The following is a 25,311-nucleotide window of genomic DNA, read 5'->3' on the forward strand; positions in this document are numbered from 1 at the left end:
ACGCGCAGGGCGGGAGGCGCAAAAAAGAAGGGTCGCCGTCCGGTAAGGACGACGACCCAATGAGAGGCCGAGGTTGCCGGCTTAGAAGGTGAAGCGCGCGCCCAGACGAATCTGGTAGAGCGACTGGGTGAACGTCACCGACGACAGGTTGGGGTTGGCGTACGATGAGTAACGGTATTGCGCGCAGGGCTGTGCGGTGCTGGTCGCGACGGTGCCCGCGTTGTTCGCGTTGCCGGCCGTGGTGAGACACTGAACGTTCACGAGCGACGCCGAGTACGGGAAACCGAGCTGACGCAGACCGCCCCACTTGCTGTTGAGCAGGTTCGGTAGGTTGTTGATGTCGGCGAACAGCGAGATCTTCGAGTTGCCGATAAACGTCGGGATTTCCTGCTCGACGTGGAGATCGATGCGGGTGAAGGCACGATTGCGTCCGATGTTCTTCGGCGCGATCTGGCCACGATACTTATTCAGCACGCTGCCGCTGATGTACGCGTCCAGTGCCTGAGCGGCTGCGTCTGCGGTCTGCGTCACCGTGGTGACACCGTTCACCGTGGTCGTCACCTGCCCGTAGCTGACGCGCGGATCGTTCAGCCCGGTCGGCACGTAGAACAGGTTGGTGTTCGCGCCGCTGCTGGTCAGCACCGTGCCGAACACGCTGGAGCGCGTCGTCACGTTGTCGAGCATCGTGTAGCTGAACGGGCGTCCCGCGCGCGTTTCACCGAACAGCTGGAACACCGTGCGATTGTCGCCGAAGAACTTGTGATCGAACCCGACGTTGTACTTGATCTGCCACTTAATCTGATCCGACGAGATGCCGTAGGCAGGGTTGTTCGGATCGGCGAACGCCTGGTTGCGGTAGTTCGAGTTGATCGTCGACGAGGTCGCATTGCCGACGTCGTAGATCCACGAGCGCGTCACGCTGCCACCGAGCGACAGACCCCAGTCGAAGTCCTTGCTCGCGCGCGCCACGATGACGTGGCTGTGGCCCTTGCTCGTGTTGGTGGTGATGATGTCGTAATTGTTGTCGGCGAACGCGGTGAGCGAACCGTAGCGCGGACGGCCATCGGGCAGCACGCCGATCGGCACCGAGCGACCATCGACGAAGATCACACCGTCGATCGTGTTGGAGTAGTAATAATCGGCGCCGAGGTTGAAGTCCATGAAGCGATAGTCACCCGACAGCGTCGCCTTGAGCGAGCGCGGCAGATGGAAATCGCGGGCAAGCGCACCGGTGTTGGTCCGCTGCAGGGTCGTCGGGTTCGTCGTGTTCGCGGCGTAGGCGGCAACCGACGCCGGCACGTTGCCGGTGACGTTGTTGAGTGCCGCGACGCAGATGTCGTTCGGAACGCCGCCGGTGCAGGTGTTCGCGCCCGCCGCCGAACGCGTGATCACGACCGAGCTGGTGGTGATCGTGTTCGAGAAGCTGTTCGACATGTAGATGTCGGGCGAGCCACCACCGAAGATGCCGGCACCGCCGCGCAGCTTCAGACCGCCGAGGAAGTTATCGGGCTTCCAGTCGAAGCTGAAACGCGGCTCGAACTGGTCGAGGCCGTTGTACGTCTCGGTGTTGCCGTAACCGACGCGCTGCGCGAAGAACGGGTTGAGGACCGGCACTTCCTTCTGTGCGTACAGGCTGTAGCGGGCGCCGTAGGTGACGGCGAGCGTGTCGGTGACCTGCCACTCGTCCTGCAGACCGAATGCGAACTGCGTATAGCGGAAGTCAGCCGCCGGGCTGACGCCGGGGATCGGTGCCGCGTAGGTCAGCTGGTTGGCGTTGCCCGCCTGGAAGTCCGCGAGCGAGTCAAAGTAATAGTTGCCAAGCGCGTTCGGCACGAAGTTGTTGAACGTGCGGTTCTGCGTGACGTCGACCAGCGCCTGGATTTGGTGCGTACCGGCGGTGTAGCGACCGAGCAGCGAGCCTTCCCAGGTGTCGAAGAACAGCTGGTTGATCTGGCGGTTGTTGTCGGGGCCGAAGAAGACGCGGGCGTTGCCGTTGGCGCAACCGGTCGTGGTGCTAGCAGCGGTCGCCGTCGCTTCGCTGCAGACGCCGAGCTGACCGATGCCGCGGCCGAGCAGCGGCTCCTGACCGCGCTTGTTGTACTTGTAAATCGCACGCGCTTCGGTCGAGAACTTGTCAGTCCAGTCCGAGTTCAGCTGGACGATGCCGGCCTTCAGCAATTCGGTCAGCGCGTAGGCGTTGCTGCTCAAACCGTAGCTCGGCTGCGTCGCCGAGGTCGAAGTGTTGTTCTGGCTGACCAGTGCGTCATACGCGTTGATGTACGATACCGAGAGGCGCTGGCCGTCGGTGATGTTCCAGTCGACGCGACCGGTGATCTTCTCGTCCTTGCGCGGGTTGAGCGTCAAGACGTTGCCGACGAAATTGCCGAGGCCACGGTTGTTCGCGATCGCGACGACGTTGTTGATCGAGGTCTGCAGGCCCGCCGGGTTGGCGTACGAACCGAGCAGCGTCGAGAACGGACGCGGATCGGTGTTACGCTCGGCGGAAACCATGAAGAACAGCTTGTCGGCGATCAGCGGACCACGCAGCGTCGCGCCATAGGTCTCCGACTTGTACTTCGGCGTGATCTGCTTGATGCTGCCGATCGTGTCGCCGGTCAGGCCGTCGGTGTTCTGCGAGTAGAAACCGGTGCCGTGGAAATCGTTGGTGCCCGACAGCAGCACGGTGTCGATCGCGCCGCCCTGGAAGCCCGACTGACGGAAATCGTACGGTGCGATCGAAACCGAGACCTGCGCGATCGCGTCGAAGGGAACCGGGCCGCGGTTGGTCGGGCTCGCATCCTGGTTGAGGCCGAAGGTGTCGCCGACGGTCACGCCGTTGATCGTAAAGCGGTTATAGCGCGGGTTGACGCCCGCGAAGCTGACCGCGCCGCCGCGGTCGCCGCTGTTCGACAGGTCGAGGTTGGCGAACGGGTCGCGACGCTGGATGTCGCGGATGTCGCGGTTGACCGAGGCGACCTTGGACACGTCGGCCTGCGTCAGCACCGTCTGCGGACCGTCCGAGGTCACGCCTGCACCGCGGATCGACGAGGCGGTGACGACGATGTCCTCGCCCGCGCCGGCGTCGGCGGTCGCATCACCGGTCGCGGCGGGTGCGAGATCGACGGGCAGCGTGAACGGCTGCTGGACGACGGTGAAGATGTCGGTGACGGTGCGGCTGCCCTGCGGGCTGGTGATCGCGACCGTGTAGGGGCCGCCGACGGGTAGGCCGTTGGCGTTGAACGAACCGTCCGCGCCGGTCGTCGTGTTGACGCGCGCGTTGGTCGAGGTGTTGGTGATCGTCACCGTCGCACCCGCCACCGGCGTGCCGCCCGCCGTCACGGTGCCGCGGATCGCCGAGGTGGTTTCCTGCGCCGTGGCGCTCATCGGGGCGATGAGCGCGACCGCAGCCACGCCCAACAACAGGTTGTTCCGCATCGTCAATGTTCCCCTTTTAGCTTTGGCTCTGCAACCTTCGGCGAGCCACGCCGTTGGTGCGCCCCTGCCCAAAGTTTATTGCGCTTCGGTTACATCGGCCATGCTATTCGCGGGGCAGTCGCAGATGCCTGTTTTGGCGTTGCAAAAAGGTAACATCGGTCGTCGGGTGGTGCCTCAGGAAGAGGCGGCGACGATCGCCTGCCACCCCGCCTCGTCTATGACGCGGATGTTCAGGTCGGCGGCCTTCTTTGCCTTGGATCCCGCCCCGGGGCCTGCGACGAGCAGGTCGGTTTTCGCCGAAACCGTCCCTGCGACTCGGGCGCCGAGCTTTTCCGCCTGCGCCTTCGCCTCATCGCGCGACATCGTCTCGAGCGTGCCGGTGAAGACCACGGTCTTTCCGCTCACTTCCGACGCGCGCGTCTCGACGGTGAAGGGTGGGGGCGAAACCTCGGCGAGCAGGTCGTCCCATACCGCGCGGTTGTGTGGTTCGTGGAAGAAGTCGGCGAGCGCGTGGCCCACCGCCGCGCCGACGTTCTCGACCCCGATCAGCGCGGCGATCGCCTTGTCGACGCGCGCGGCATGGCGCGCCTCGGTTTCACCCATCGCGGCGGTGGTCGCATCGCGAAGTGCGATCACCTCGTCGGCGAGCGAGGCGATCGCGGGCAGGGTGACGTAATGCTTCAACAGGTCGCGTGCGGTGACGATGCCGGTGTGGCGGATGCCGAGCCCGAACAGCAGCCGCGCCGCGTCGGGCGCGCGCCGCGCCTCGATCGCGGCGAGCAGTGCGTCGACCGACTTTGCTTGCCAGCCCTCGCGCCCGACCAGCGCGTCGCGATGCTCGTGCAGGCGGAAGATGTCGGCGGGTTCGGTGATCCAGCCGAGGTCGATGAACTCGACCAGCGTCTTCTCGCCCAGTCCGTCGATGTCGAGCGCGCCGCGGCCGACGAAATGCTTCAATCGCTCGAGCCGCTGCGCCGGGCAGATGAGGCCACCGGTGCAACGGACGTCGACCTCGCCTTCCTCCGCCACCGCCTCGCTGCCGCAGATCGGGCAGTGCGTGGGAAAGGCCCAGGGTGCGCGCGTGTCGTCGTGCGACAGATTCTCGACGATCTGCGGGATCACGTCGCCGGCGCGTTGCAGCACCACGCGGTCGCCCGGGTGAACGCCCAGCCGCGCGATCTCGTCGGCGTTGTGGAGCGTCGCGTTGGTGACGACGACACCGCCGACCGTGACCGGCTCGAGCCGCGCGACCGGGGTCAGCTTGCCGGTGCGCCCGACCTGAATGTCGATCGCGTTGAGCGTCGTCTGCGCGCGCTCGGCGGGAAATTTGTGCGCGATCGCCCAGCGCGGCGCGCGGCCGACGCTGCCGAGGCGCTCCTGCCAGTCGAGCCGGTCGAGCTTGTAGACGACGCCGTCGATGTCGAACGGCAGGTCGGCGCGTGCCGCCTCGATCGCGCGGTAGACATCGAGCGCCGCCCCGGTCGTCTCGGTCCGCGCGAAGGCGTCCGCGATGGGGAACCCCCATGTCCGTAACGCCTCCACCAGTGCGGTCTGCGTCGTGCCCGGAACGGTGCTTGCCTCACCCCAGCCGTGTGCGAGGAACCGCAGCGGGCGGCTCGCGGTGACCACGGCGTCCTTCTGCCGGAGCGAGCCGGCGGCGGCGTTGCGCGGGTTGGCGAACTGGCGCGGCGGCTTGCCCGCGGCCGCTCCCTCGGCGGCGAGGCGGGCGTTGAGCGCGGCGAAGGCGGCTTTCTCCATGTAAACCTCGCCGCGAACCTCGAACACGTCGGGTGCGTCGGCGGGCAGCATCTGCGGGATGTCGGCGATCGTCGCGACATTGGCGGTCACGTCCTCCCCGACCGCGCCATCGCCGCGGGTCAGCGCCTGGATCAGCCGGCGATCCTCGTAGCGCAGCGAGCATGACAGCCCGTCGATCTTCGGCTCGGCGGTCAGCGCCACGACCTCGTCGTCGGCGAGCCGCAGGAAGCGGCGGACGCGCGCGACGAACTCGGCCACGTCGTCGTCGGAGAAGGCGTTGTCGAGACTCATCATCGGCCGCGCGTGCGAGACCTTGGCGAGGTGGCCGGCAGGCGCGGCGCCGACCTGGCGGCTGGGTGAATCGCCTCGGACCAGTGTGGGAAAGGCCGCCTCTATCGCACGGTTGCGCCGGACCAGGGCGTCGTAATCGGCGTCGCTGATCTCGGGGGCGTCGTTCGTATGGTAGAGCGCGTTGTGGCGCGCGATCTCGGCGGCGAGCCGCTCGAGTTCGGCGGCGGCATCTGGTTCGGTCGTGGGAAGCGCGGATTGGGCGGTCATGCCGTCCGGGTTACGGGGCGCGGTGGCGAGCGTCCAGCCGCGCGACGAGGGCTATGCGGCGACGAGCGTGTCGGCGGTCGCGTCGGCGAGGCTGGTGCCGTCGAGGATGCGCGCGGTCTCGTCGCGGACGCGCATCATCGCGTGGCGGATCTCGCAATCCACCTCGCTGCGGCAATCCTTGCACGAGCGATAGGCGGTGCGGCTAACACAGGGGACGAGCGCCAGCGGGCCCTCGATCACGCGGATGATCTCGCCGAGCGAGATCAGATGCGCGGGCCGCGACAGCACGTAGCCGCCCATCTTGCCGCGATAGCTGTGGAGCAACTGGGCGTCGCGCAGGTCCGCGAGGATCAGTTCGAGGAATTTGCGCGGTACGTTCGCCTCGACCGCGATCCGCGTCATCGGGATCGGCGGGGTGTTCGCCGGGGCACGCGCGAGAAACAGCATCGAACGAAGGGCGTAACGGGAACGCTGGGTCAGCATATCCCACTATATCCACGGACAATGTGGCGCGCGCGTGGCATCAAACCTGCAAAGAGGCGCGTCGGGGCCTGCGCGGATAGGCTTTTACATCCGTCGCGGCATGCCTATATCGATACTGTCGGGTTCGACCCGACTATGGCGATAAAGTGCGGCGTAGAATAGACGCAGCGGACCCGGGGGCGGTACCCGGCGGCTCCACCACTTGTACCGCATGGTCAGCGCGCGAGGCGTGCCGGCCGGGCGGTTCAGCTGATGGGGCCGAACTAGGATCGACGTGTGTTGAAAGGCGCTGTTTTCGCTCGGAATGGGACCACCGCAACGGCCCATTACACAAGTGCCAACGATAACGAAGCACTCGCGATTGCGGCGTAACTGAGGGCCTAACGGCCTGACGTTACACCAAAATAGCGCGGTTCGGACCCCACCGGGCAACAGAAGGGGAAACCAGCGGTTCGGAGGGCACCGGGCAACAGAAGCCCCTCCACCTCAATTTGATGATTGCGACGCGCTCGTGTCTGGTAAGACGCGTTCGGGTGCGACGCGCGAACTTAGACCGCGATCGATCTCGCGATCTCGGCGCAGATTATAGATGACGCCCCGACCGAATGCCCGAGACGCGCAGCATTGACGAGCTTGCATCGGTCGGGTGCGGGGTGAGGTGACGGGCCAATCGCACGTGAGCCGAGCACCGCTCCATCTCCCACGCTCAAGCCTCCCCCGCTCACCCTGCCGATGCTACTCCTTGATTCCTGCCAGGTCGCGCGCGGCGCTTTGCAGTAATTCCTCCAGGGTCGGATGATACCACGCCTCGTCGGCGAACGTCGCGGCGTCGAGTCCGCGATCGATCGCGAGGGCGACGAGGTGGCCGAGATGCTCGCCCTCGGGCGCGACGATACTGGCGCCGATCAGCTTGCCGGTCGCATTGCCGTACAGCCTGACCATCCCCGCATCATGCCCGTCGGCGGTCGCGCGACCGTTGTCGCAGACCTTCGCGCATCCGATCCGCGCGTCGTCGGGCAGATCGCCGAAGTCGGTGCCGACCTGTACGATACTGGGTTCGGTGAAGGCGATCGCGAGCGCGGGTAGCGGGCGCCTGGGCGAGCCGCCGGCGGCGACGTCGCCCGCGATCTGGCCGCCGCGCGCGGCTTCGTGCAGGACGGGGCGCCACGCATTCGCGTCGCCGGCGATGAAGATGCGGCTGTGGCCGCAGCGACGACTGGCCTCGTCGAACAACGGCACGCCCTTGTCGTCGAGTTCGATCCCCGTCCACTTCAGCTCAAGCGCCTCGAGCGCGGGTTTGCGCCCCGTCGCCGCGAGGATCAGGTCGACCTCGCACTCGCCACCATCCCACGTCAGTTTCGCGTGGTTGCCGGCGCGTTCGGCCTTCGCCTCGACACCCAGATGGAGATCGATCTCGCCCCCGATCGCGGCGATGGCGGCCTGGTTCGCCGCCGGATCGGACAGACCGCCGAGCGTCTCGCCGGGGTCGAACAGGCAGACCTGGACCCCCAGTCGCGCGAATGCCTGCGCCAGTTCGAGCCCGAGCGGACCCGCGCCGAGCACCGCCATCCGGCCGGGCAGCGTGTCGCGTTCGAAGATGGTTTCGTGCGTGTGGACGAGATCGCGCACCGCATCGAGGCTGTCGGGCACGATCGGGCGCGCGCCGGTCGCGATCACGATACCGCGGCATGCGACGATCCGCTCGTCACCGACGCACACCACGTCGGGTCCGTCGAACTGCGCGGTGCCGTGGACGACGTGTGCCGGGGGGATGGCGTGATAGTCGTCGAGGACGGAGGCGACGAAGCGATCGCGCTCCCGGTGCACGCGCGCCCACATCGCGGCGGCGTCAATTTCGACCGGGCCGGTGCGGACGCCGAACAGATCGGAACCGCGCGCCTGATGCGCGGCACGCGCGGCGGCGATCAGCAGTTTGGAGGGCATGCATCCAACGCGGGTGCAGGTCGATCCGCCCGGGCCGCATTCGATGATGACCGTATCGGCGCCGCGCGCGGTCGCGGCCTTGTACGCCTTCAGCCCCGCCGTTCCCGCGCCGATGACAATGACGTCGCAAATCCTGTCGGCCACAATTCGTCTCCGCGGACGTCGTGTCCGATCCTATACTGCATCAAATTGCGAGCGCGGGGGCAGTTCCAGGTTGCCGATAATAAGCTGAGGGATCAGCCAATTATGTCCGAGCGTTGTTGAGATGGTCGATACGGGAGTGAGAATGGCGGACGACGGGGAATATGCGCGCGGTCGTCGCGATGGCCTTCGCCTCGCACTCGCGACGCTGGCGGCGGAGGAGGCGAAATGGGCCGCCCTGCTCGGTGAAAGCGCGGCGTGGCGCACCAATGCCACCCGCGAGGTTCGCCACAAGACGCTACAGGTGGCGCAGAAACGCGTGCAGACGGTGCTCAACCGGCTGCGGCCGCGCGGGGGCGACGCTGCGGAGGATCAGGCGATCGACGGAGAGGTGGCCGACGCATTGGAGCGGCTGGGGCTGTGACGCGGCACGCGGTGAGTTACCCTGATCCGGCAGAGGCTACCCCGCGGCACTGGATCGGCTGTGATTTGGGATTCGGCGTTGAGCGCGATCGCCCGCGACCGTCGTCGTCGCGGGCGATCTGGGTTACTCAGGCGATGCCCGCGCCGCCGGTCACGCCGTACACCTCGCCGTTGATGTAGCTCGCCTCCTGGCCGGCGAGCAGGACGTAGACCGGCGCGATCTCGACCGGCTGGCCGGGGCGGCCGTAGGCACTCTTCTCGCCGAAGTGCATCACCGCCTCGGGCGGTTGGCCGCCGGAGGATTGCAGCGGGGTCCAGAACGGCCCCGGCGCGACGACGTTGGCGCGGATGCCCTTTTCCAGCAATTGCGCGGCGAGCGCCTTGGTATAGGCGACGATGCCGGCCTTGGTGGTCGCGTAATCGAGCAACGTCGCCGACGGATCATACGCCTGTACCGAGGCGGTGGTGATGATCGCCGCACCGGCGGGCAGATGCGGTACCGCGGCCTGGGTGATCCAGTGCATGGCATAGAGGTTGGTCTTCATCGTCTCGTCGAAATCCTTCGACGATACCTCGAACAAATTCTCGCGGCTCTGCTGGTGCCCGGCGTTGATGACGAGGATGTCGAGCCCGCCGAGCTTTTCCACCGCCTGCGCGACCAGGTCTCGGCACCATTGTTCGTCGGTCACGTCGCCGGGCAGATCGACCGCCCTGCGCCCTTCCGCCTCGATCAGCTTGATCACGTCAGCGGCGTCGGCCTTCTCGGCGGCGAGGTAGGAAATCGCGACGTCCGCACCCTCGCGCGCGAAGGCGATCGCGGCGGCGCGGCCGATCCCGCTGTCGCCGCCGGTGATCAGCGCACGGCGCCCGGCGAGCCGGCCCGAGCCCTTGTAGCTCGTCTCGCCGTGGTCGGGCACCGGGTCCATCTTGCGCGCTTCGCCGGGCACGGGCTGCGGCTGGCGCGGGAAGGGGGGCTTGGGATATTGCGCGCGCGGATCCTGCATCGTCGGGCGATCGGTCATCGGTTCTTCTCCTGGGGGGATGACGCACGAACGCGCGAGCGCGCGTTCAGTCGCAGTCGTTCGCCTCGTCGAGCACCGCGAGCGCCATCACGTGTGCCAGATGGCTGAGCCCCTGCGGCAGATTGCCGAGGAACGCGCCGGTTTCGGGATCGATCATCTCCGACAGAATGCCGTTGCCGTGCGACAGCGCCGCGGTCAGCCGTTCCAGCCGTGCGCGCGCCTCGTCGCGGTGGCCCAGTTCGGCCAGCGCCTCGACCATCCAGAACGAGCAGGCGAGGAAACAGCCTTCCTCCTTCTCCATGCCCGAATAGCGGTAGTGGAATGGCCCCGCGCCCAGTTCGCGGTCGATCGCGTCGAGCGTCAGCTTCAACCGTGCGCGCCCGTCGAAGCCGAATCGGACCGCGAGCGCGAGCGAGGCGTCGATCCGGTCGCTGCCGGGATACATCACGAACGCCTGCTGCTTGTCCGACCAGCATTCATCCTCGATCCACTGCGCCACCCGGTCGCGCTCGCGCGACCAGCGTTCGCGGCAGGTGGTGGGTAGCTGTCCCTGGTCGGCGAGCTCCACCGCGCGGGCGAGCGCCTGCCAGCAGCTGATCTTGGACATGGTGTAATGCTGCTCGTCCTCCAGCTCCCACATCCCCGCGTCGGGTGTGCGCCAGCGATCGGCGCATTTGTCGGCCAGATGCGAGAGCAGCTTCGCGCTCGCGCTGTCGAGGATATTGCCGCACGCGACGAAACAGGCCGCGGTCTCGAAGATGTCGCCGTAGACGCCGTGCTGCTGCTGATTGGTCGCGAGATTGCCGGTGACGACCGGCTGCGAGCCGCGATAGCCGGGCATGCGCCATTCCGACACCGGCGGCACCGCGCCGCCGCCAAGCGTGTAGCAGACGCGCGTCCCCGTCTCGCGCAACTGGTTGAGCAGCCAGGTGAACGCCGCCTTCGCCTCGGCCTCCGCGCCCGCGGCCAGGAACGCCTTGATCGTGTAGCCCGCGTCGCGGATCCAGGCGTAGCGGTAGTCCCAGTTCTTCTTGCCACCGATTGCCTCGGGAACCGAGGTCGTTGCCGCCGCCGCGATCGCGCCCGAGGGCGAATAGAGCAGCAGCTTCAAGGCGAGCGCGCTGCGCAGGAACGCGTCACGGTCGGCGCCCGCATAAGCCACGCCCGCCGACCAGTCGCGCCATTCCTTGTCGGACACGTCGATCCGCGCGTCGATCTGGCGGATGTCGGGTGCGACCAGCGGTTCGTCGCGTCCCGCGACGATCGCGACGGTGCGACGCTCGCCCGGAGCGACCGTCAGCGTACCGGTGATCCCCTCATCCGCCCAGTCGCAGGCGAGCGCGTCGTCGTGGACGAACAGCCCCAGCACGCGCTCGACGTGGAACACGGTGTGTCTGCCGATGGTCGAGTGATACGGATTGACCGTGTCGCCGCGTCGCCCGGGGCGCATCACGAGATCGAAGCGGACCGATCCCTCGATCCCCTCGACGCGCCGTGCGAGTTCGGCCCAGGGTAATCGCCCGGCATTGCCGCTGTTCATCGACTCGGTCAGCCGCGCGCAGCCCGACGCGGTGGTGAACACCGTCTCAAGCACGTTGCTCTCGGCACGGTAGCCGCGCTCGACGGTGAATGGTTCGCTCGGTTGCAGTACGAAGCAGCCGCCGTTCTCGGCGTCGAGCAGCCGGTCGAACAGTGGTGGTGAGTCCATGTTGGGCACGCACCACCAGTCGATCGACCCGTCGCTGCCCGACAGCGCCACCGATCGGCCGTCGCCCAGCGCGCCATATTGCTCGAGCGGCAGATAGCCACCGATCCGCGCGCCGGGCGCGACCGCGGCGCGCGCACGTGCGAACAAGTTGGTGACTAGGTTCAACGCCGCGGCACGACGAGCGGGTGCGGGGCGGGCACCGGAGATGATGGGAGCACGTGCAATCCTTGATGGGATGAGCACGTACAATGTTTGTGACCTGCGTTAGTTCTAACGCGCATGGTCGAACGCGGCGCTGCCCCGCGCCTCGACGCGCAGGGGGAGCGGATCGCGCGCTCGCCCGTTGGCCGTGCAACGAGCGGATACGCGCAACTGGAGAGCGATGATGGACTGGGACGATACCGAGACGCTGGTGACGCGAACCGGCTTTCGTTTCTTCCTCCGCCCCGTCACGCCCCACGACACGCCGACGCTCGAGGAGCTGTTCCGGCAGGTTTCGGCGGAAGATCTGCGGTTCCGCTTTCTGACGGGCGAGCGCGACACGAGCGAGCAGCGTTTCGCGCAATTGATGTCCGATCGGGAAGCGCGTGTGACGAGCTTTCTCGCCTTCGACGAACGCCGCGCGGTGATCGCGTCCGCGACACTACGGGGCGATGCCAAGGGGGAGGAATGCGAGGTCGCGATCATGATCCGCGCGGCGTCGAAGGGGCGCGGCATCGGCTGGACGCTGCTCGACTATCTCGTCGGCTATGCCGTAAACGCGGGTTACGCGACACTCGTGTCGATCGAGGATCGCGAGAACAGCGAGTCGCTGATGCTCCAGCGGCAGATGGGGTTCGCAACCGAGCCGGTCGCCGACGAACCCACGCTGGTCAGGGTCCGGCGGCGGTTGCGCTGACGGGCCGCCCTATCGTTACAGGCCCAGGGCATAGGTGATCACGAAGCACGCCGCGGTCAGCAGCAGCATCGCGGCGATGAACGTCGCGTCAGCCACGCGTTCCATCGCGTGGAGCCGGCGATGGTCGAGGCTACGCAGCGAGAAATAGGACGCGAGCGTGGCGACGAGGAACAGCAGCGAATCGATCGCGAGCAGATCGTCGGCGATGCCCGCGCGCCGCCCGATCACGACCGAGACGTGGAGCAGCCCGATCCCGGTCAGGCAGACCCCGACCATCGCCGAGGCGATCGGGCAGATCAGCCGGCAGATCCGCTCGTCGAGCTGGCGTCGGCGTTGCCGCGCATGGTCGGTCCGGGCAGCATCCATCGCGCGTCGTGCATGTCGCGGCCGGGGTGACGCCGCGCTGACGCCGGCGTGACCGATCGCTCATGCGCGCGTCAGCGCAGCGCGTCCCCCGCGCGCGGATCGCGCAGCACCGCGAGGCGATCGCGCATCCACTCGCGCTTGAACCGTGTATAGTTGGTTTCGCGCAGGTGAATGTCGCGATCCTCGATCCACAGCTTTAGCTCGGTCAGCGCCTCTCGCTCGTCGCTGTCCAGTGCGGCGGGATCGGGCACGCCCTTGGACAATTCGGCCGCGAAGATGTCGCCGCCGTTTGCCACGCGCTGCAGCGTCGTCATCAGGAAAGTGCGTTGATCGGCCACGCCCCGCATGTTCCGCATGTGGAACAAGGCGGCAACCGCGCAGGCTTACACTTTGGTCGGGTATGGGGGACCGGAGCAGGTACGAGTGCGGGATACACGCCGACCGAAACGATGCTGTTCCGCGCTGCGGCTTGTGCCGCGGATCTGGGGACGCCAGCTTCACCGATATGAAAAGCATTGGTTTCCTGTCGTTCGGCCATTGGTCGAACACACCGCATTCGGCCACTCGCTCGGCCAGCGACGTCCTGCTCCAATCGATCGACCTCGCGGTCGCAGCGGAGGAGCTGGGTGCAGACGGCGCCTATTTCCGCGTCCACCATTTCGCGCAGCAGCTCGCTTCGCCGTTTCCGCTCCTCGCCGCGGTCGGCGCGCGCACCAGGCGGATCGAGATCGGCACCGGCGTGATCGACATGCGCTACGAAAACCCGTTTTACATGGCGGAGGATGCGGGATCGGCCGATCTGATCGGCGGCGGACGGCTGCAACTAGGGCTGAGCCGCGGTTCGCCCGAGCAGGTGATCGATGGCTGGCGCTATTTCGGCTACGCGCCGCCTGAGGGGCAGAGCGATGCCGACATGGGTCGACGCCACGCCGAGGTGTTTCTCGAGCTGTTGAAGGGTGAGGGGTTCGCGCAGCCCAATCCGCGCCCGATGTTCCCCAACCCGCCGGGGCTGCTGCGACTGGAACCACACGCGCCCGGCCTGCGCGAGCGAATCTGGTGGGGATCGGGCGCGAACGCGACCGCGGTGTGGGCGGCGCAGATGGGGATGAACCTGCAGAGCTCGACGCTCAAGGCCGATGAGAGCGGCGAGCCGTTCCACGTCCAACAGGCGAAACAGATCCGCCTGTACCGCGACGCGTGGAAGGAGGCGGGGCATCAGCGCCAGCCGCGCGTGTCCGTGTCGCGCTCGATCTTCGCGATCACCGACGACCGCGACCGCGCCTATTTCGGGCGCGACGGCGAGGGCAGCGACCAGATCGGCGTCATCGACAACATGCGCGCGGTGTTCGGGCGCTCCTACGCTGCGGAGCCCGAGCGGTTGATCGAGCAGCTACGCGGCGACGAGGCCATCGCGGAAGCCGACACGTTGCTTCTCACCGTGCCCAACCAGCTCGGCGTCGACTATAATGCGCACGTGATCGAGAACATCCTGACCCACGTCGCGCCCGCGCTCGGCTGGCGCTGACCGTGTCGCGAACGGTGTCGGGGGCAATCAGCCGATCACGCCGCCCGCGATCAGCAGCATCGTCAGCGTCGCGACCAGCAGGAACGCGAGATAATACAGCCCGAAGCTGATCGGCACTTCGGATTGCTCGTGGAATGCCTGATCGTCCATCTGCTCGCTCATCGCGGTTTCCTGCTCGCAATCTTGCTTAGTCAACCGTGGAGTGGGCGGTTCGATCCCGCGCCGCCTGCCCGCGGAGCCACCCGGCGTGCCGCTCGTTCACTTAAAGGATGGCGACGGCAGCACTCTCGAACGATCGGACGACGCGCGCGTGGCGACCGCGCCGCGTGCTGGTGACGCGCTCGGCGCTCGGCTTCGCGCATGGTCGCGCCATCGCCGCGCGTGCGGCGGCGCAGGGGATCGCGGTGGTCGAACTCGCCGGCGACCGGCTAAACCTCGCGCTGCCCGACGATCCACGCCGCGCTTATGCGGAGGCGAAGAACACGCTCGCCGTCACGGTCGCGCCGCCGTCGAAGCGCCGGTTGCAGCCGATCGCGCCGAGCGCGGACTGGCGCGTCGACCTCGCCGAAGGGTGCCCGGCGCATTGCAGCTACTGCTACCTCGCCGGGTCGCTCAAAGGTCCGCCGATCACGCGCGTCTACGCCAATCTCGACGAGATCTTGGGCGTGCTGCCCAACTATCTGGGGCAGGGCACGATCACGTCGCGCTCGGACGCGCGTGCGCACGAGGGAACGACGTTCGAGGCATCGTGCTATACCGATCCGCTCGCGCTCGAGCCGCTAACGGGGTCATTGTCGGCGGCGATCGCGTGGTTCGGACGCTGGCACGCAGACGCGCAACTGCGTTTCACGACCAAGTTCGCCGACGTGACCCCGCTGCTCGGGCTCGACCACGGCGGACGCACGCGGATGCGCGCCTCGCTCAACCCGCCCGCCTTCGCGCGGTTCGAGGGCGGGACCGCGCGCGTTCACGACCGGCTCGCGGCGCTGCGGCAGATGGCACTCGCCGGCTACCCGATCGGTCTCACGATCGCGCCGATCATCGCGGCGCCGGGGTGGGAGGAGGCCTATGGCGTGCTGATAGCGGATGCGGCGGCCACGCTCGCCGATCTGCCCGCGCTCGACCTGACGGTCGAACTGATCACGCACCGGTTCAACACGGGATCGAAGGCGGTGCTCGACAGCTGGTATCCCGGTTCCGCGATCGACATGACCGCGACCAACCGCGTCACCAAGCGCACCAAGTTCGGCGCGGAAAAGCAGGTGTACGACGCCGCCACGATGCGCGCGCTGCGCGGCTTCTTCGAGCGCGCGATCGCCGATGCGCTACCCGCGGCGCGCATCCTCTATTGGACCTGAGGATCCTGGTCGCTTTGCACTACCGCATGGTGCAATCGCATCATTTACCCGCGTGGGCGGATCGGCGACGCTACCGCAGTGGGCGTGGGGACATCGATACAGGTCGGCGGGGCAGGTAATGACACCGCGATCAACGACGGGTGCGCGCCGCCATATACGCCAGACGCGAAACGGCCGGCCGCAATCCCCGGACTGGGGACCCACGACCGGCCGTACGGATCAATCGCGCCGCGAGGCGCGGGGGATGATCAGGCCTTCTTGGCGGTCAGGTGTGCGCTCAGGAACTTGTTCATCTCGAACATGCTCGCCGACTTCTTGCCGAAGATCTTCTCCAGCTTGTCGTCCGCGTTGATCTGGCGGCGATCCTTGGCGTCCTGCAGGTCGTGCTTCTTGATATATTCCCACACCTTGCTGACGACTTCGCTGCGCGGCAGGTCGTCCTTGCCGACGATCTCCGCGAGGTCGGCCGAGGGGGTGACGGGGGCGGTGATGCCGCCGCGCGCGCCGGTCGCGGGCTTGCCGGTCGCCTTGACCTTCTTTTCCGCGGTTGCCGTCTCGTCCTTGCCGCGCTTCTCTGCCGAACGTGCCATGATCTACTCCCTTTGAACATGCGGCGCCCGTCAGAGGCGCGCCGCCGTGAACCCGTGTCTGTCGGGGCAAGCGTGAGAAACGCTGCCGTAATGACATGTCGTCGTACCGATTGCCGAGCAGGTCAACATCCCGCGTGGACGCGTGTTCCGCTTTTCGCACGTCCGGTGCGCCATGTTGAGGGTCAACGCGGGTGTCCGGCGGCGAGCGCGATCCCGGCAAGGTTCTGCGAACGCTTGATATATCTGACGCGGAGGCTTCCCTTGATCGCCTTAAGCGCGAGAAACGCCGCCAGATGCTCCGCGTGCGCCGCGGGCACCCGCACGCGCGCATTTGCCTGTGCGACGACCGCGGCGGCGTCGCCCAGCAGCACGACGTCGCCGAGTCCCTCGCCGACGACGCGGCGCGCGGCGTCGATCAGCGCCAGCCATTCGGCCTCCATACTGGTGCCCACGCCCAGGCAGCGCGCGACGAACGCCCGGCCACCGATCACCACCGCGGTCTCCATCCCCGCGGGCAACGGACGCAGCCCGCCGTCGAAGAAGACCTTCACACCCGCACCCAAGTTCCGGGTGCAATCCCGTCGAGCGTCCAGTCGCCGATCCGCCAGCGCACCAGCCTGAGCGTCGGCAACCCCACCGCCGCGGTCATCCGTCGCACCTGGCGGTTGCGTCCCTCGCGGATGGTGAGCCGCAGCCACGCGTCGGGCACGCTCGCGCGGTAACGGATCGGCGGGTTGCGCGGCCACAGTTCGGGCGGGTCGATCGCCTCGACCTCGGCCGGGCGTGTCGGGCCGTCGTTCAGCGTCACGCCGCGGCGCAGGGCATCGAGCGCCGCGTCGCCCGCCACCCCCTCGACCTGGACCAGATAGGTCTTGGGCAGCTTGAACGCGGGATCGGCGATCCGCGCCTGCAGGCGCCCGTCGTCGGTCAGCAGCAGCAACCCCTCGCTGTCACGGTCGAGCCGCCCGGCCGGATAGACGCGGGGGACCTGCACATAGTCGGACAACGTTTCGCGGCTGGTCGGCGATTTCGCGTCGGTGAACTGGCTCAGCACCCCGAACGGCTTGTTGAGCGCGATCAGCGTCACGCGGCGGCGCGCACCGCTGGCCGCCGGGCGCTCGCGGATGGCTTCGCCCGCACGATGTCGAGCGCGACCGCCTCGGCGACCTTGATCCCGTCGACCCCGGCCGAGAGGATGCCGCCGGCATAGCCCGCGCCCTCGCCCGCGGGGAACAGCCCGGCGGTGTTGAGGCTCTGCATGTCCTTGCCGCGCGCGAAGCGGACCGGCGAGGAAGTACGTGTCTCGACCCCGGTCATCACCACGTCGGGGTGATCGTAGCCCTTGATCTGGCGGCCGAACACCGGGATCGCCTCGCGCATCGCCGCGACCGCGTAATCGGGCAGGCACTGCGCCAGGTCGGTCGGGGTGACGCCCGGCTTGTACGACGGCACCACCGAGCCGAGCGTGGTCGAGGCGCGCCCGGCGAGGAAGTCGCCGACCCGCTGGGCAGGCGCGTGATAATTGCTGCCGCCCGCGACGAACGCCTGTTCCTCCAGCCGCCGTTGGAGCGCGATGCCCGCGAGCGGATCGCCCGGAAAGTCGCGCGCCGGATCGATCGCGACGACGAAGCCCGAATTGGCGTTGCGCTCGTTGCGCGAATACTGGCTCATGCCGTTGGTCGCGACGCGGCCTTCCTCGCTGGTCGCGGCAACGACGGTGCCGCCGGGGCACATGCAGAAGCTGTAGACGGTGCGCCCGTTCGAGCAGTGATGCGAGATGTGATATTCCGCCGCGCCCAGGATCGGGTTGCCCGCGTCATGGCCGAAGCGCGCGCGGTCGATCCACGATTGCGGATGCTCGATCCGCACCCCGACCGAGAAGGGCTTGGCCTCGGCATGGACGCCCGCGGCGTGGAGCATCGCGAACGTGTCGCGCGCGCTGTGGCCGATCGCCATCACGACATGGCTCGCCTCCAGGTAACCGCCGCCCGCCAGATGGAGTCCGCGTACGCGGCGCTCGCCCCCTGCATCGCGCTCGACGTCGAGCCCGTCGACACGGGTCGAGAAACGGTATTCGCCGCCCAGTTCCTCGATCTTGGCGCGCATGCTCTCCACCATCGTGACCAGGCGAAACGTCCCGATGTGCGGGTGTGCCTCGGTCAGGATTTCCTCGGGCGCGCCGGCGCGGACGAACTCGGTCAGCACCTTGCGCGCGAGGTGGCGCGGATCCTTGATCCGGCTGTAGAGCTTGCCGTCCGAAAAGGTGCCCGCGCCGCCCTCGCCGTATTGGACGTTCGATTCGGGGTTGAGCACGCTGCGCCGCCACAGGCCCCAGGTGTCCTTGGTCCGCTCGCGCACCACCTTGCCGCGTTCGAGCACGATCGGGCGGAAGCCCTGTTCGGCGAGGATCAGTGCGGCGAACAGCCCGCACGGCCCCGCACCGACCACTACCGGGCGCATCGCTCCCTCGGGCGCAGTCGCGACGGGTTTGTAGCGCGTGTCGGGGGTCAGCCCGACATCGCGGTCGCGGCGCAAGCGGGCGAGCACGGTGCCCTCGTTCTTCACCGCCACGTCGACCGTATAGACGAGCGCGATGTTGCTGCGATCGCGCGCGTCATGGCCGCGGCGTGCGACCGAGAAGCGGATCAGGTCGCGCGGCGTGATCTTCAACCGCTTCAGGATCGCGGCGGGCAGCGCCTCGTCGGCGTGGTGGAGCGGCAGCTTCAGTTCGTTAACGCGGATCATTCCAGTGTCTTACACCGTGCCGACCCGGCCGGAAACCTGCCTTGCCGCGCGATCGAGGTCCGCGGCGATCCGGTGCCCGATCAGCGCAGCTAGGGGCGAGGGCCGGCACGCCCCGCTTTGACTTGGACGCGTCCGCGCCTCTAGGGCGGGAGCCGAAGCAAAGGGGATGCGATGCCGGGCGAGTGGCAGTTCTGGATCGACCGCGGCGGCACCTTCACCGACGTGGTTGCGGTCGATCCGGCGGGTAAGCTCACCACCGCCAAATTGCTGTCGGAGGACCCCGGCCGCTACGATGATGCCGCGGTGCACGCGATCCGGCAACTGACCGGGCTGGGCGAGGGTGCGGGCGACCTTCCGCGCGCCGACATCCGGCTCGGCACCACGGTCGCGACCAATGCATTGCTCGAGCGCAAGGGGGCGCCGACGCTGCTCGCGATCACGCGCGGTTTCCGCGACGCGCTGGTGATCGGCTATCAGGACCGCCCCGACATCTTCGCGCGTCACATCCGTCGCGCCGACCCGCTCTACGCGCAGGTGGTCGAGGTGGACGAACGCGTCGACGCCGATGGCGGGGTCGTCCGCGCGCTCGACCGCGACGCGGCGGCAAAGGCATTTCAGGCCGCGTACGACGACGGCCTGCGCGCGATCGCGATCGTGCTGGCCCACGGTTACCGCTACCCCGCGCACGAGGAGGCGCTGGCGGAGATCGCGCGTGCGATCGGTTTCACGCAGGTGTCGCTCAGCCACCGGGTCTCGCCGCTGATCAAGCTGGTCGCGCGCGGCGACACCGCGGTCGTCGACGCCTATCTGTCGCCGGTGCTGGCCGGTTACGTGGACGGCTTCGGCCGCGCGGTGGGCGGCGGGCAGGCGCCGTTGTTCATGCAGTCGAGCGGCGGGCTGATCGACGGCGCGGCGTTCAGCGGCAAGGACGCGCTTTTGTCCGGTCCCGCAGGCGGGATCGTCGGCATGGCGCGCACCGCCGAGGCCGCGGGCTTCAGCCACGTCATCGGGTTCGACATGGGTGGCACCTCGACCGACGTGTCGCTCTACGCCGGGCGTTACGAGCGCCGCAACGACGCGGTCATCGCGGGCGTCCGCGTCGCCGCGCCGACGATGCGCATCGACACGGTCGCGGCGGGTGGCGGCTCGATCTGCGCGCTGGTCGGCGGCCGGCTGGTGGTGGGGCCTCACTCGGCGGGCGCGGTGCCGGGCCCGGCCTGCTACCGCCGCGGCGGGCCGTTGACCGTCACCGACTGCAATCTGATCCTCGGCAAGATCCAGCCCGATCATTTCCCCAGCTTGTTCGGCCCCGCGGGCGACGAACCGCTCGACTCCGCGGCGTCGATCGCGCGGCTCGACGAACTGCTCGATCAGGTCGAGGCCGCGACCGGCACGCGCCCGATGCGCGAGGCCGCGGCGGAAGGGCTGGTCGGTATCGCGGTCGCCAACATGGCGAAGGCGATCAAGGCGATCTCGATCGCACGCGGGCACGATCCCGCCGACTACGTGCTCGCCTGCTTCGGGGGCGCGGGCGGGCAGCACGCGTGCCTCGTCGCCGATGCGCTCGGCATGGAACGCGTGATGATCCACCCGCTCGCCGGCGTGCTCTCGGCCTATGGCATGGGATTGGCCGACCGCCGCGTGCTGCGCGAGGCGACGCTGTCCGCCCCGCTCGCCGATCGTGCCGCGCTCGACGCGGCCGTCACGCGGTTGGAGGGCGAGGCGCGGGACGCGCTCGTCAGGCAGGGGCTCAACGCCGCGACGCTGCGCACCGAGGTGCGCGTCGAGCTGCGTCACGCGCGGGCGGACTACGGTATCGAGGTCGCGCTGGGTACGTCTGAGGCGATGGCGAGAGATTTCCAGGCGCAGCATCGCCGGCAGTTCGGCTACGCGCGCGACGGTGCGTTGATCGCCGAGCTCGTCCGCGTCGAAGGGATCGCCGACAGCGGCACCCGTGCCGATCGGGTCGTGTCACTCCCCGCCGACAGCGCACCCGCGCTCGCGCTAGTCCCCGTCCACCTCGCCGGCGAGACGCGCGACGCTGCGCTGTACGACCGCGCGACGCTTGCCGCGGGACCCGAGATCGCCGGCCCCGCGCTGATCGTCGACGCGGTGTCGACCACCGTGGTCGAGCCCGGCTGGGTGGCAAAAGTTGACGCGCTCGGCAATCTGATCCTCACCCGCCACACCGCGCGTGTGGTCGCCGCGCAGGGCGAGGCGGTCGATCCACTGCGGCTCGAGATTTTCGCCGGGCTGTTCATGGGACTGGCGGAGGAGATGGGCGCGGCGCTCCAGCGTAGCGCGTCGTCGGTCAATATCCGCGAACGGCTCGATTTCTCGTGCGCGATCTTCGATTGCCACGGCAATCTCGTCGCCAACGCGCCCCACATCCCGGTTCATCTGGGCTCGATGGGGGAGAGCATCCGCACCGTGATCGCGCGCCGATCGGCCGCGGCGGACGGGCGCGGGATGCGGCCCGGTGACGTTTATGCGCTCAACGCCCCCTATCAGGGCGGCACGCATCTGCCCGACATCACCGTCATCATGCCGGTGTTCGCCGGCGAGCATAAAGGCGATGGGGCGGAGCCCGCCTTCTTCGTCGCAGCGCGCGGGCACCATGCCGACGTCGGCGGTACCAGCCCGGGGTCGATGCCGCCCGACAGCACCAACATCGAGCAGGAGGGCGTGATCCTCGACAACGTCCTGTTGGTCGAGGACGGTGCGATGCGCAGCGACGAGCTGCGCGCGCTGCTGTCATCGGGGCCGTGGCCGTCGCGCAACGTCGAACAGAATCTGGCCGATCTCGCCGCGCAGGTCGCGGCCTGCGCGCGCGGTGCGGATGGCCTCGCGCGGATGGTCGACAGCTACGGTCTCCAGACGGTGTCGGCGTATATGGAGCATCTGCAGGCGCACGCCGACGACGCCGTCCGCGCGATGCTGCCCGAGCTGCCGGACGGCGATTTCGCGTACGAGATGGACAATGGCGCGACCGTGCGCGTGGAGTTCCGCGTCGATCGCGTGAAGCGTACCGCTAGCGTCGACTTCGCGGGCACATCTGCGCAGCTGCCGAGCAACTTCAACGCCCCCGTGTCAGTCGTGCGCGCCGCGGTGCTCTACGTCATGCGCACGCTGATCGACGCGGCGATCCCGTTGAACGACGGTTTTTTGCGTTCGGTAGCGATCAAAGTGCCCGAAGGGTCGATGCTCAACCCCCGGCACCCCGCCGCGGTCGTCGCAGGCAATGTCGAGACGAGCCAGGTCGTCACCGACGCGTTGCTCGGCGCGCTGGGGGCGCAGGCGGCGTCGCAGGGGACGATGAACAATTTCACCTTCGGCGACGATCGCCATCAATATTACGAGACGATCGCGGGCGGCACCGGTGCGGGCGCGGACTTCCCCGGCACCGCGGTGGTACAGAGCCACATGACCAACAGCCGACTGACCGATCCCGAAGTGCTGGAAGTGCGCTTCCCCGTGCTGCTGGAGGAGTTTTCGGTTCGTGCGGGCTCGGGTGGGAGGGGCGCGCAACAAGGCGGCGACGGTGCGACGCGCCGTATCAGGTTCCGCACAGGCATGCGCGCCGCGATACTCTCCAACCGCCGCCGCGTCGCGCCATTCGGGCTTGCAGGCGGCGCGGACGGTGCGCCGGGCGCGAACAGCGTCGAGCGCGCCGATGGCCAAATCGAACAACTCGGATCGACCGCCGCGGTCGAGATGCGCGCGGGCGACGTCTTCGTGACCCTGACGCCGGGCGGCGGCGGCTATGGCTCGACCGATGGCGAGGGCTCGCGCTGATGCTGGTGCTCGCCGGGATCGCGGTGATCGCATTGGGGTTCCTGCTGCGCTTCAACCCGATGCTGGTGGTGGTCGTCTCGGCGCTGGTGACCGGGCTCGCCGCCGGGCTCGATCCCATCCGTATCCTCGCGACCTTCGGCAAGGCGTTTAACGACAGCCGCTACGTGTCGGCGATCTACATCGTGTTGCCCGTGATCGGCGTGCTGGAGCGCTACGGATTGCAGGCACGCGCCCGCGCGCTGATCGGGCGGATGCGCGGGGTGACCGCGGGGCGGTTGCTCGTCGGCTACCTGCTGTTCCGGCAGATGTTCGCCGCGCTCGGCCTGACCTCGGTCGCGGGGCATCCGCAGACCGTCCGCCCGCTCGTCGCGCCGATGGCGGAGGCCGCGGCCGAGGCGCAGGCGGGCAGCGCGGGTGAGGCCGAGCGCGTAAAGGCGATGGCCGCCGCGACCGACAATATCGGGCTGTTCTTCGGCGAGGACATCTTCCTCGCGATCGGGTCGATCCTGCTGATGAAAGGCGTGCTCCAAGGGTACGGTATCGAGCTCGAGCCGTTCCAGCTCTCCGTCTGGGCGATCCCGACCGCGGTCGCCGCGTTCGCGATCCACGGCGCGCGGCTGCTGTTGCTCGACCGGCGACTGGCGCGGAGCGGATGATCGGGCTGGGTTTCGTCTACGCGGTCGCTGGTGCCGCCTTCGCAGGGTTCGCGCTGCTCGCCGCGATCGAGCGCCCGCGCCGGCTCGCCAACGCTGCCTTCTACGCGCTGATCGCGTCGAGTTTCTGGTTGGGTGACCGGCTGGGCGACGTCGGCAACGGCGTGCTCGTCCTCGCACTCGTCGCGGTTGCCGCGTCGGGGCGGATGACGCGCGGGCAGGCGTCGGCCGACCCGCCCGCGCCGCGCGGTGCAGGCCTGTTCGTGCCCGCGCTGATGATCCCCGCCGCCGCGCTTATTGGCACGATCGCGTTCAAGGCGCTGCCGACGCTGGTCGACCCCAAACAGGCGACGCTGGTCGCGCTGACGATCGGCGTGCTCGCCGCTGTCGCGACCTGCCTCGTCTGGCTGCGTCCCGGCCTCGCCACCCCCGTGCGCGAGGGTCGCAGACTGATGGACGACGTCGGCTGGGCCGCGGTACTGCCGCAGATGCTGGCGAGTCTCGGCGCAGTGTTCGCGGTGTCGGGCGTGGGGGAGGTCGTCGGCCGGCTCGCCGCCTACGCGATTCCGAGCGGCAGCCTATTTGGTGCGGTGGCGGCCTACGCGATCGGCATGGCGCTGTTCACGATGGTGATGGGCAATGCCTTTGCCGCCTTTCCGGTGATGGCGGCGGCGATCGGGGTGCCGATCCTGATGCACGGTTTCGGCGGCAACGCCGCGCCGATCGCGGCGATCGGGATGCTCGCGGGCTTCTGCGGTACCTTGATGACGCCGATGGCGGCGAACTTCAATCTCGTCCCCGCCGCGCTGCTCGAGCTACGGGACCGCGGCGGGGTGATCCGCGCGCAGGTGTCGACCGCGTTGCCGCTGCTCGCATTCAACATCGTGCTGCTCTACGCGGTGCTGCGATGACGATGCTCGATCCTGCGCGCGCCGCGACCTTCGCTGAGCTGACGCTCGGCCATGTGTGGCAGGAATATCCGCACAAGCTCGATCAGGTGCTGACGGGCGACGACGATCTGCTGCCCCCGCGCGTGCTTCACCCGATCTTTTACGGCAGCTTCGACTGGCATAGCTGCGTCCACGGCTGGTGGCAGCTCCTGACGTTGCTGCGGCTTCACCCCGACATCGCGCCGGCGGCGGAAATCCGCACCCGCGCCGATGCGATGTTCACCCCCGCCAATGTCGCGGGCGAACTGGCCTTCCTCGATCGCCCGTACAGCGCGGGGTTCGAGCGGCCCTACGGCTGGGCGTGGCTGCTGGCGCTGCACGGCGAGGCGGTGCGGCACGATGCCGCATGGGGGGAGACGCTCGCGCCGCTCGCGCGCGCATTCGCCGACCGCTTCGCGGCGTTCCTGCCCAAGCTGACCTATCCGCTGCGCGTCGGCACGCATTTCAACACCGCCTTCGCGCTCATCCTCGCGCACGATTGGGCGCGCGAGCATGATCAGGCGCTGGCTGCCATGATCGGAGAGCGTGCGCGCGACTGGTTCGCCCGCGATCGCGCGTGTCAGGCATGGGAGCCGGGCGGCGACGAATTCCTCTCGCCCGCGCTCGGCGAGGCGCTGCTGATGAGCCGCGTGCTCGGTGCCGCCGATTTCCGCGACTGGTTCGGCGCGTTCCTCCCTGGTCTCGCGCGGGGCGAGCCCGCGACGCTATTCACCCCCGCGATCGTGTCCGACCGCAGCGACGGCAAGATCGCGCACCTCGATGGGCTGAACCTCAGCCGGGCATGGTGCTGGCGCGGGCTGGCGCGTGCGCTGGGCGAGGATCACCCGCTCGCGTCGTCGATGCGCGATGCCGCCGAACGCCATCTCGCGGCGAGCCTGCCGCACCTCGCCGACGATTACATGGGGACGCACTGGCTCGCGAGCTTCGCGCTGCTCGCGCTCACGGCCTGACGGCACGTC

Annotated in this window: 21 protein-coding genes and 1 other RNA gene; 9 read left to right on the plus strand and 13 right to left on the minus strand. The window is 68.3% G+C overall.

Translation table 11 applies throughout. The features are described from left to right. Nucleotides 1-81: 81 nt before the first annotated feature. The 3 genes from KZ810_RS15120 to KZ810_RS15130 all read right to left on the minus strand — a co-directional run bounded on the left by KZ810_RS15120 (nucleotide 82) and on the right by KZ810_RS15130 (nucleotide 6,234). Nucleotides 82-3,435, minus strand: coding sequence for a TonB-dependent receptor (locus KZ810_RS15120; RefSeq protein WP_219769944.1), 3,354 nt, complete (start codon nucleotides 3,433-3,435; stop codon nucleotides 82-84). A 174-nt stretch (nucleotides 3,436-3,609) separates the two neighbouring features. Then, nucleotides 3,610-5,751 carry an NAD-dependent DNA ligase LigA gene (gene ligA, locus KZ810_RS15125; protein WP_219769945.1) on the minus strand — a complete coding sequence of 714 codons (2,142 nt, stop codon included), beginning with the start codon at nucleotides 5,749-5,751 and terminating at the stop codon, nucleotides 3,610-3,612. A gap of 51 nt (nucleotides 5,752-5,802) precedes the next feature. After that, the gene (locus KZ810_RS15130; RefSeq protein WP_219769946.1) at nucleotides 5,803-6,234 is read right to left on the minus strand and encodes an RrF2 family transcriptional regulator; all 432 of its coding nucleotides are present in this window, start codon (nucleotides 6,232-6,234) and stop codon (nucleotides 5,803-5,805) included. 78 nt (nucleotides 6,235-6,312) lie between these two features. On the opposite strand from KZ810_RS15130, the gene ssrA reads away from it, so the two are divergent. Then, nucleotides 6,313-6,680: a transfer-messenger RNA gene (gene ssrA / locus KZ810_RS15135) on the plus strand. Nucleotides 6,681-6,969: 289 nt separating this feature from the next. Here the strand turns inward: ssrA and KZ810_RS15140 are convergent. Beyond that, nucleotides 6,970-8,322 carry a dihydrolipoyl dehydrogenase gene (locus KZ810_RS15140; protein WP_219769947.1) on the minus strand — a complete coding sequence of 451 codons (1,353 nt, stop codon included), beginning with the start codon at nucleotides 8,320-8,322 and terminating at the stop codon, nucleotides 6,970-6,972. 142 nt (nucleotides 8,323-8,464) lie between these two features. Here KZ810_RS15140 and KZ810_RS15145 point away from each other — a divergent pair, with 142 nt between their 5' ends. Then, nucleotides 8,465-8,743 (plus strand): hypothetical protein, encoded by a 279-nt coding sequence (locus tag KZ810_RS15145; RefSeq protein ID WP_219769948.1) that lies wholly within the window; start codon nucleotides 8,465-8,467, stop codon nucleotides 8,741-8,743. 127 nt (nucleotides 8,744-8,870) lie between these two features. Here KZ810_RS15145 and KZ810_RS15150 read toward each other — a convergent pair whose 3' ends face one another. Next, the gene (locus KZ810_RS15150; RefSeq protein WP_219769949.1) at nucleotides 8,871-9,764 is read right to left on the minus strand and encodes an SDR family oxidoreductase; all 894 of its coding nucleotides are present in this window, start codon (nucleotides 9,762-9,764) and stop codon (nucleotides 8,871-8,873) included. 46 nt (nucleotides 9,765-9,810) lie between these two features. Beyond that, on the minus strand, nucleotides 9,811-11,619 hold the full coding sequence (locus KZ810_RS15155; protein WP_219769950.1) for a glycoside hydrolase family 15 protein: 1,809 nt from the start codon (nucleotides 11,617-11,619) through the stop codon (nucleotides 9,811-9,813). Between the two features lie 238 nt (nucleotides 11,620-11,857). Between KZ810_RS15155 and KZ810_RS15160 the strand changes: the two genes are divergently transcribed. Beyond that, the gene (locus KZ810_RS15160; RefSeq protein WP_219769951.1) at nucleotides 11,858-12,370 is read left to right on the plus strand and encodes a GNAT family N-acetyltransferase; all 513 of its coding nucleotides are present in this window, start codon (nucleotides 11,858-11,860) and stop codon (nucleotides 12,368-12,370) included. 15 nt (nucleotides 12,371-12,385) lie between these two features. Here KZ810_RS15160 and KZ810_RS15165 read toward each other — a convergent pair whose 3' ends face one another. Beyond that, nucleotides 12,386-12,736, minus strand: a complete 351-nt coding sequence (locus tag KZ810_RS15165; protein WP_219769952.1) for a hypothetical protein — start codon at nucleotides 12,734-12,736, stop codon at nucleotides 12,386-12,388. A 71-nt stretch (nucleotides 12,737-12,807) separates the two neighbouring features. Then, nucleotides 12,808-13,050: a hypothetical protein gene (locus KZ810_RS15170; RefSeq protein ID WP_219769953.1), complete on the minus strand. Its 243-nt coding sequence runs from the start codon at nucleotides 13,048-13,050 to the stop codon at nucleotides 12,808-12,810. A 191-nt stretch (nucleotides 13,051-13,241) separates the two neighbouring features. Here KZ810_RS15170 and KZ810_RS15175 point away from each other — a divergent pair, with 191 nt between their 5' ends. Next, nucleotides 13,242-14,261, plus strand: a complete 1,020-nt coding sequence (locus KZ810_RS15175; RefSeq protein ID WP_219769954.1) for an LLM class flavin-dependent oxidoreductase — start codon at nucleotides 13,242-13,244, stop codon at nucleotides 14,259-14,261. 27 nt (nucleotides 14,262-14,288) lie between these two features. Here the strand turns inward: KZ810_RS15175 and KZ810_RS17310 are convergent, their stop codons facing one another. After that, entirely contained in the window at nucleotides 14,289-14,423 is a 135-nt protein-coding gene (locus KZ810_RS17310) for a hypothetical protein (RefSeq protein ID WP_258044969.1), read from the minus strand. A gap of 107 nt (nucleotides 14,424-14,530) precedes the next feature. Here KZ810_RS17310 and KZ810_RS15180 point away from each other — a divergent pair, with 107 nt between their 5' ends. Then, nucleotides 14,531-15,619, plus strand: coding sequence for an SPL family radical SAM protein (locus KZ810_RS15180; protein WP_219769955.1), 1,089 nt, complete (start codon nucleotides 14,531-14,533; stop codon nucleotides 15,617-15,619). A 248-nt stretch (nucleotides 15,620-15,867) separates the two neighbouring features. Here KZ810_RS15180 and KZ810_RS15185 read toward each other — a convergent pair whose 3' ends face one another. From KZ810_RS15185 to KZ810_RS15200, 4 genes are all read right to left on the minus strand, one after another. After that, entirely contained in the window at nucleotides 15,868-16,209 is a 342-nt protein-coding gene (locus KZ810_RS15185; RefSeq protein WP_219769956.1) for an SWIB/MDM2 domain-containing protein, read from the minus strand. A gap of 182 nt (nucleotides 16,210-16,391) precedes the next feature. Continuing rightward, nucleotides 16,392-16,760: a reverse transcriptase-like protein gene (locus KZ810_RS15190; protein WP_308461572.1), complete on the minus strand. Its 369-nt coding sequence runs from the start codon at nucleotides 16,758-16,760 to the stop codon at nucleotides 16,392-16,394. Then, complete coding sequence (locus KZ810_RS15195) at nucleotides 16,757-17,296, minus strand: pseudouridine synthase (RefSeq protein WP_219769958.1); 540 nt, start codon at nucleotides 17,294-17,296, stop codon at nucleotides 16,757-16,759. The genes KZ810_RS15190 and KZ810_RS15195 overlap by 4 nt, the downstream gene beginning before the upstream one ends. Beyond that, nucleotides 17,293-18,954: an NAD(P)/FAD-dependent oxidoreductase gene (locus tag KZ810_RS15200; RefSeq protein ID WP_219769959.1), complete on the minus strand. Its 1,662-nt coding sequence runs from the start codon at nucleotides 18,952-18,954 to the stop codon at nucleotides 17,293-17,295. The genes KZ810_RS15195 and KZ810_RS15200 overlap by 4 nt, the downstream gene beginning before the upstream one ends. A gap of 171 nt (nucleotides 18,955-19,125) precedes the next feature. Between KZ810_RS15200 and KZ810_RS15205 the strand changes: the two genes are divergently transcribed. The 4 genes from KZ810_RS15205 to KZ810_RS15220 are packed head-to-tail and all read left to right on the plus strand — an operon-like array spanning nucleotide 19,126 to nucleotide 25,302. Beyond that, nucleotides 19,126-22,749, plus strand: coding sequence for a hydantoinase B/oxoprolinase family protein (locus KZ810_RS15205; RefSeq protein ID WP_219769960.1), 3,624 nt, complete (start codon nucleotides 19,126-19,128; stop codon nucleotides 22,747-22,749). Continuing rightward, the gene (locus tag KZ810_RS15210) at nucleotides 22,749-23,405 is read left to right on the plus strand and encodes a DUF969 domain-containing protein (protein ID WP_219769961.1); all 657 of its coding nucleotides are present in this window, start codon (nucleotides 22,749-22,751) and stop codon (nucleotides 23,403-23,405) included. Before KZ810_RS15205 ends, KZ810_RS15210 begins: the two co-directional genes overlap by 1 nt. Then, nucleotides 23,402-24,313 (plus strand): DUF979 domain-containing protein, encoded by a 912-nt coding sequence (locus KZ810_RS15215; RefSeq protein WP_219769962.1) that lies wholly within the window; start codon nucleotides 23,402-23,404, stop codon nucleotides 24,311-24,313. The genes KZ810_RS15210 and KZ810_RS15215 overlap by 4 nt, the downstream gene beginning before the upstream one ends. Beyond that, complete coding sequence (locus KZ810_RS15220) at nucleotides 24,310-25,302, plus strand: DUF2891 domain-containing protein (RefSeq protein ID WP_219769963.1); 993 nt, start codon at nucleotides 24,310-24,312, stop codon at nucleotides 25,300-25,302. The genes KZ810_RS15215 and KZ810_RS15220 overlap by 4 nt, the downstream gene beginning before the upstream one ends. The last annotated feature ends 9 nt before the right edge of the window (nucleotides 25,303-25,311 follow it).

Origin of the sequence: Sphingomonas citricola (assembly GCF_019429535.1) — a bacterium.
In the GTDB taxonomy this organism is placed as follows: Bacteria; Pseudomonadota; Alphaproteobacteria; order Sphingomonadales; family Sphingomonadaceae; genus Sphingomonas; species Sphingomonas citricola.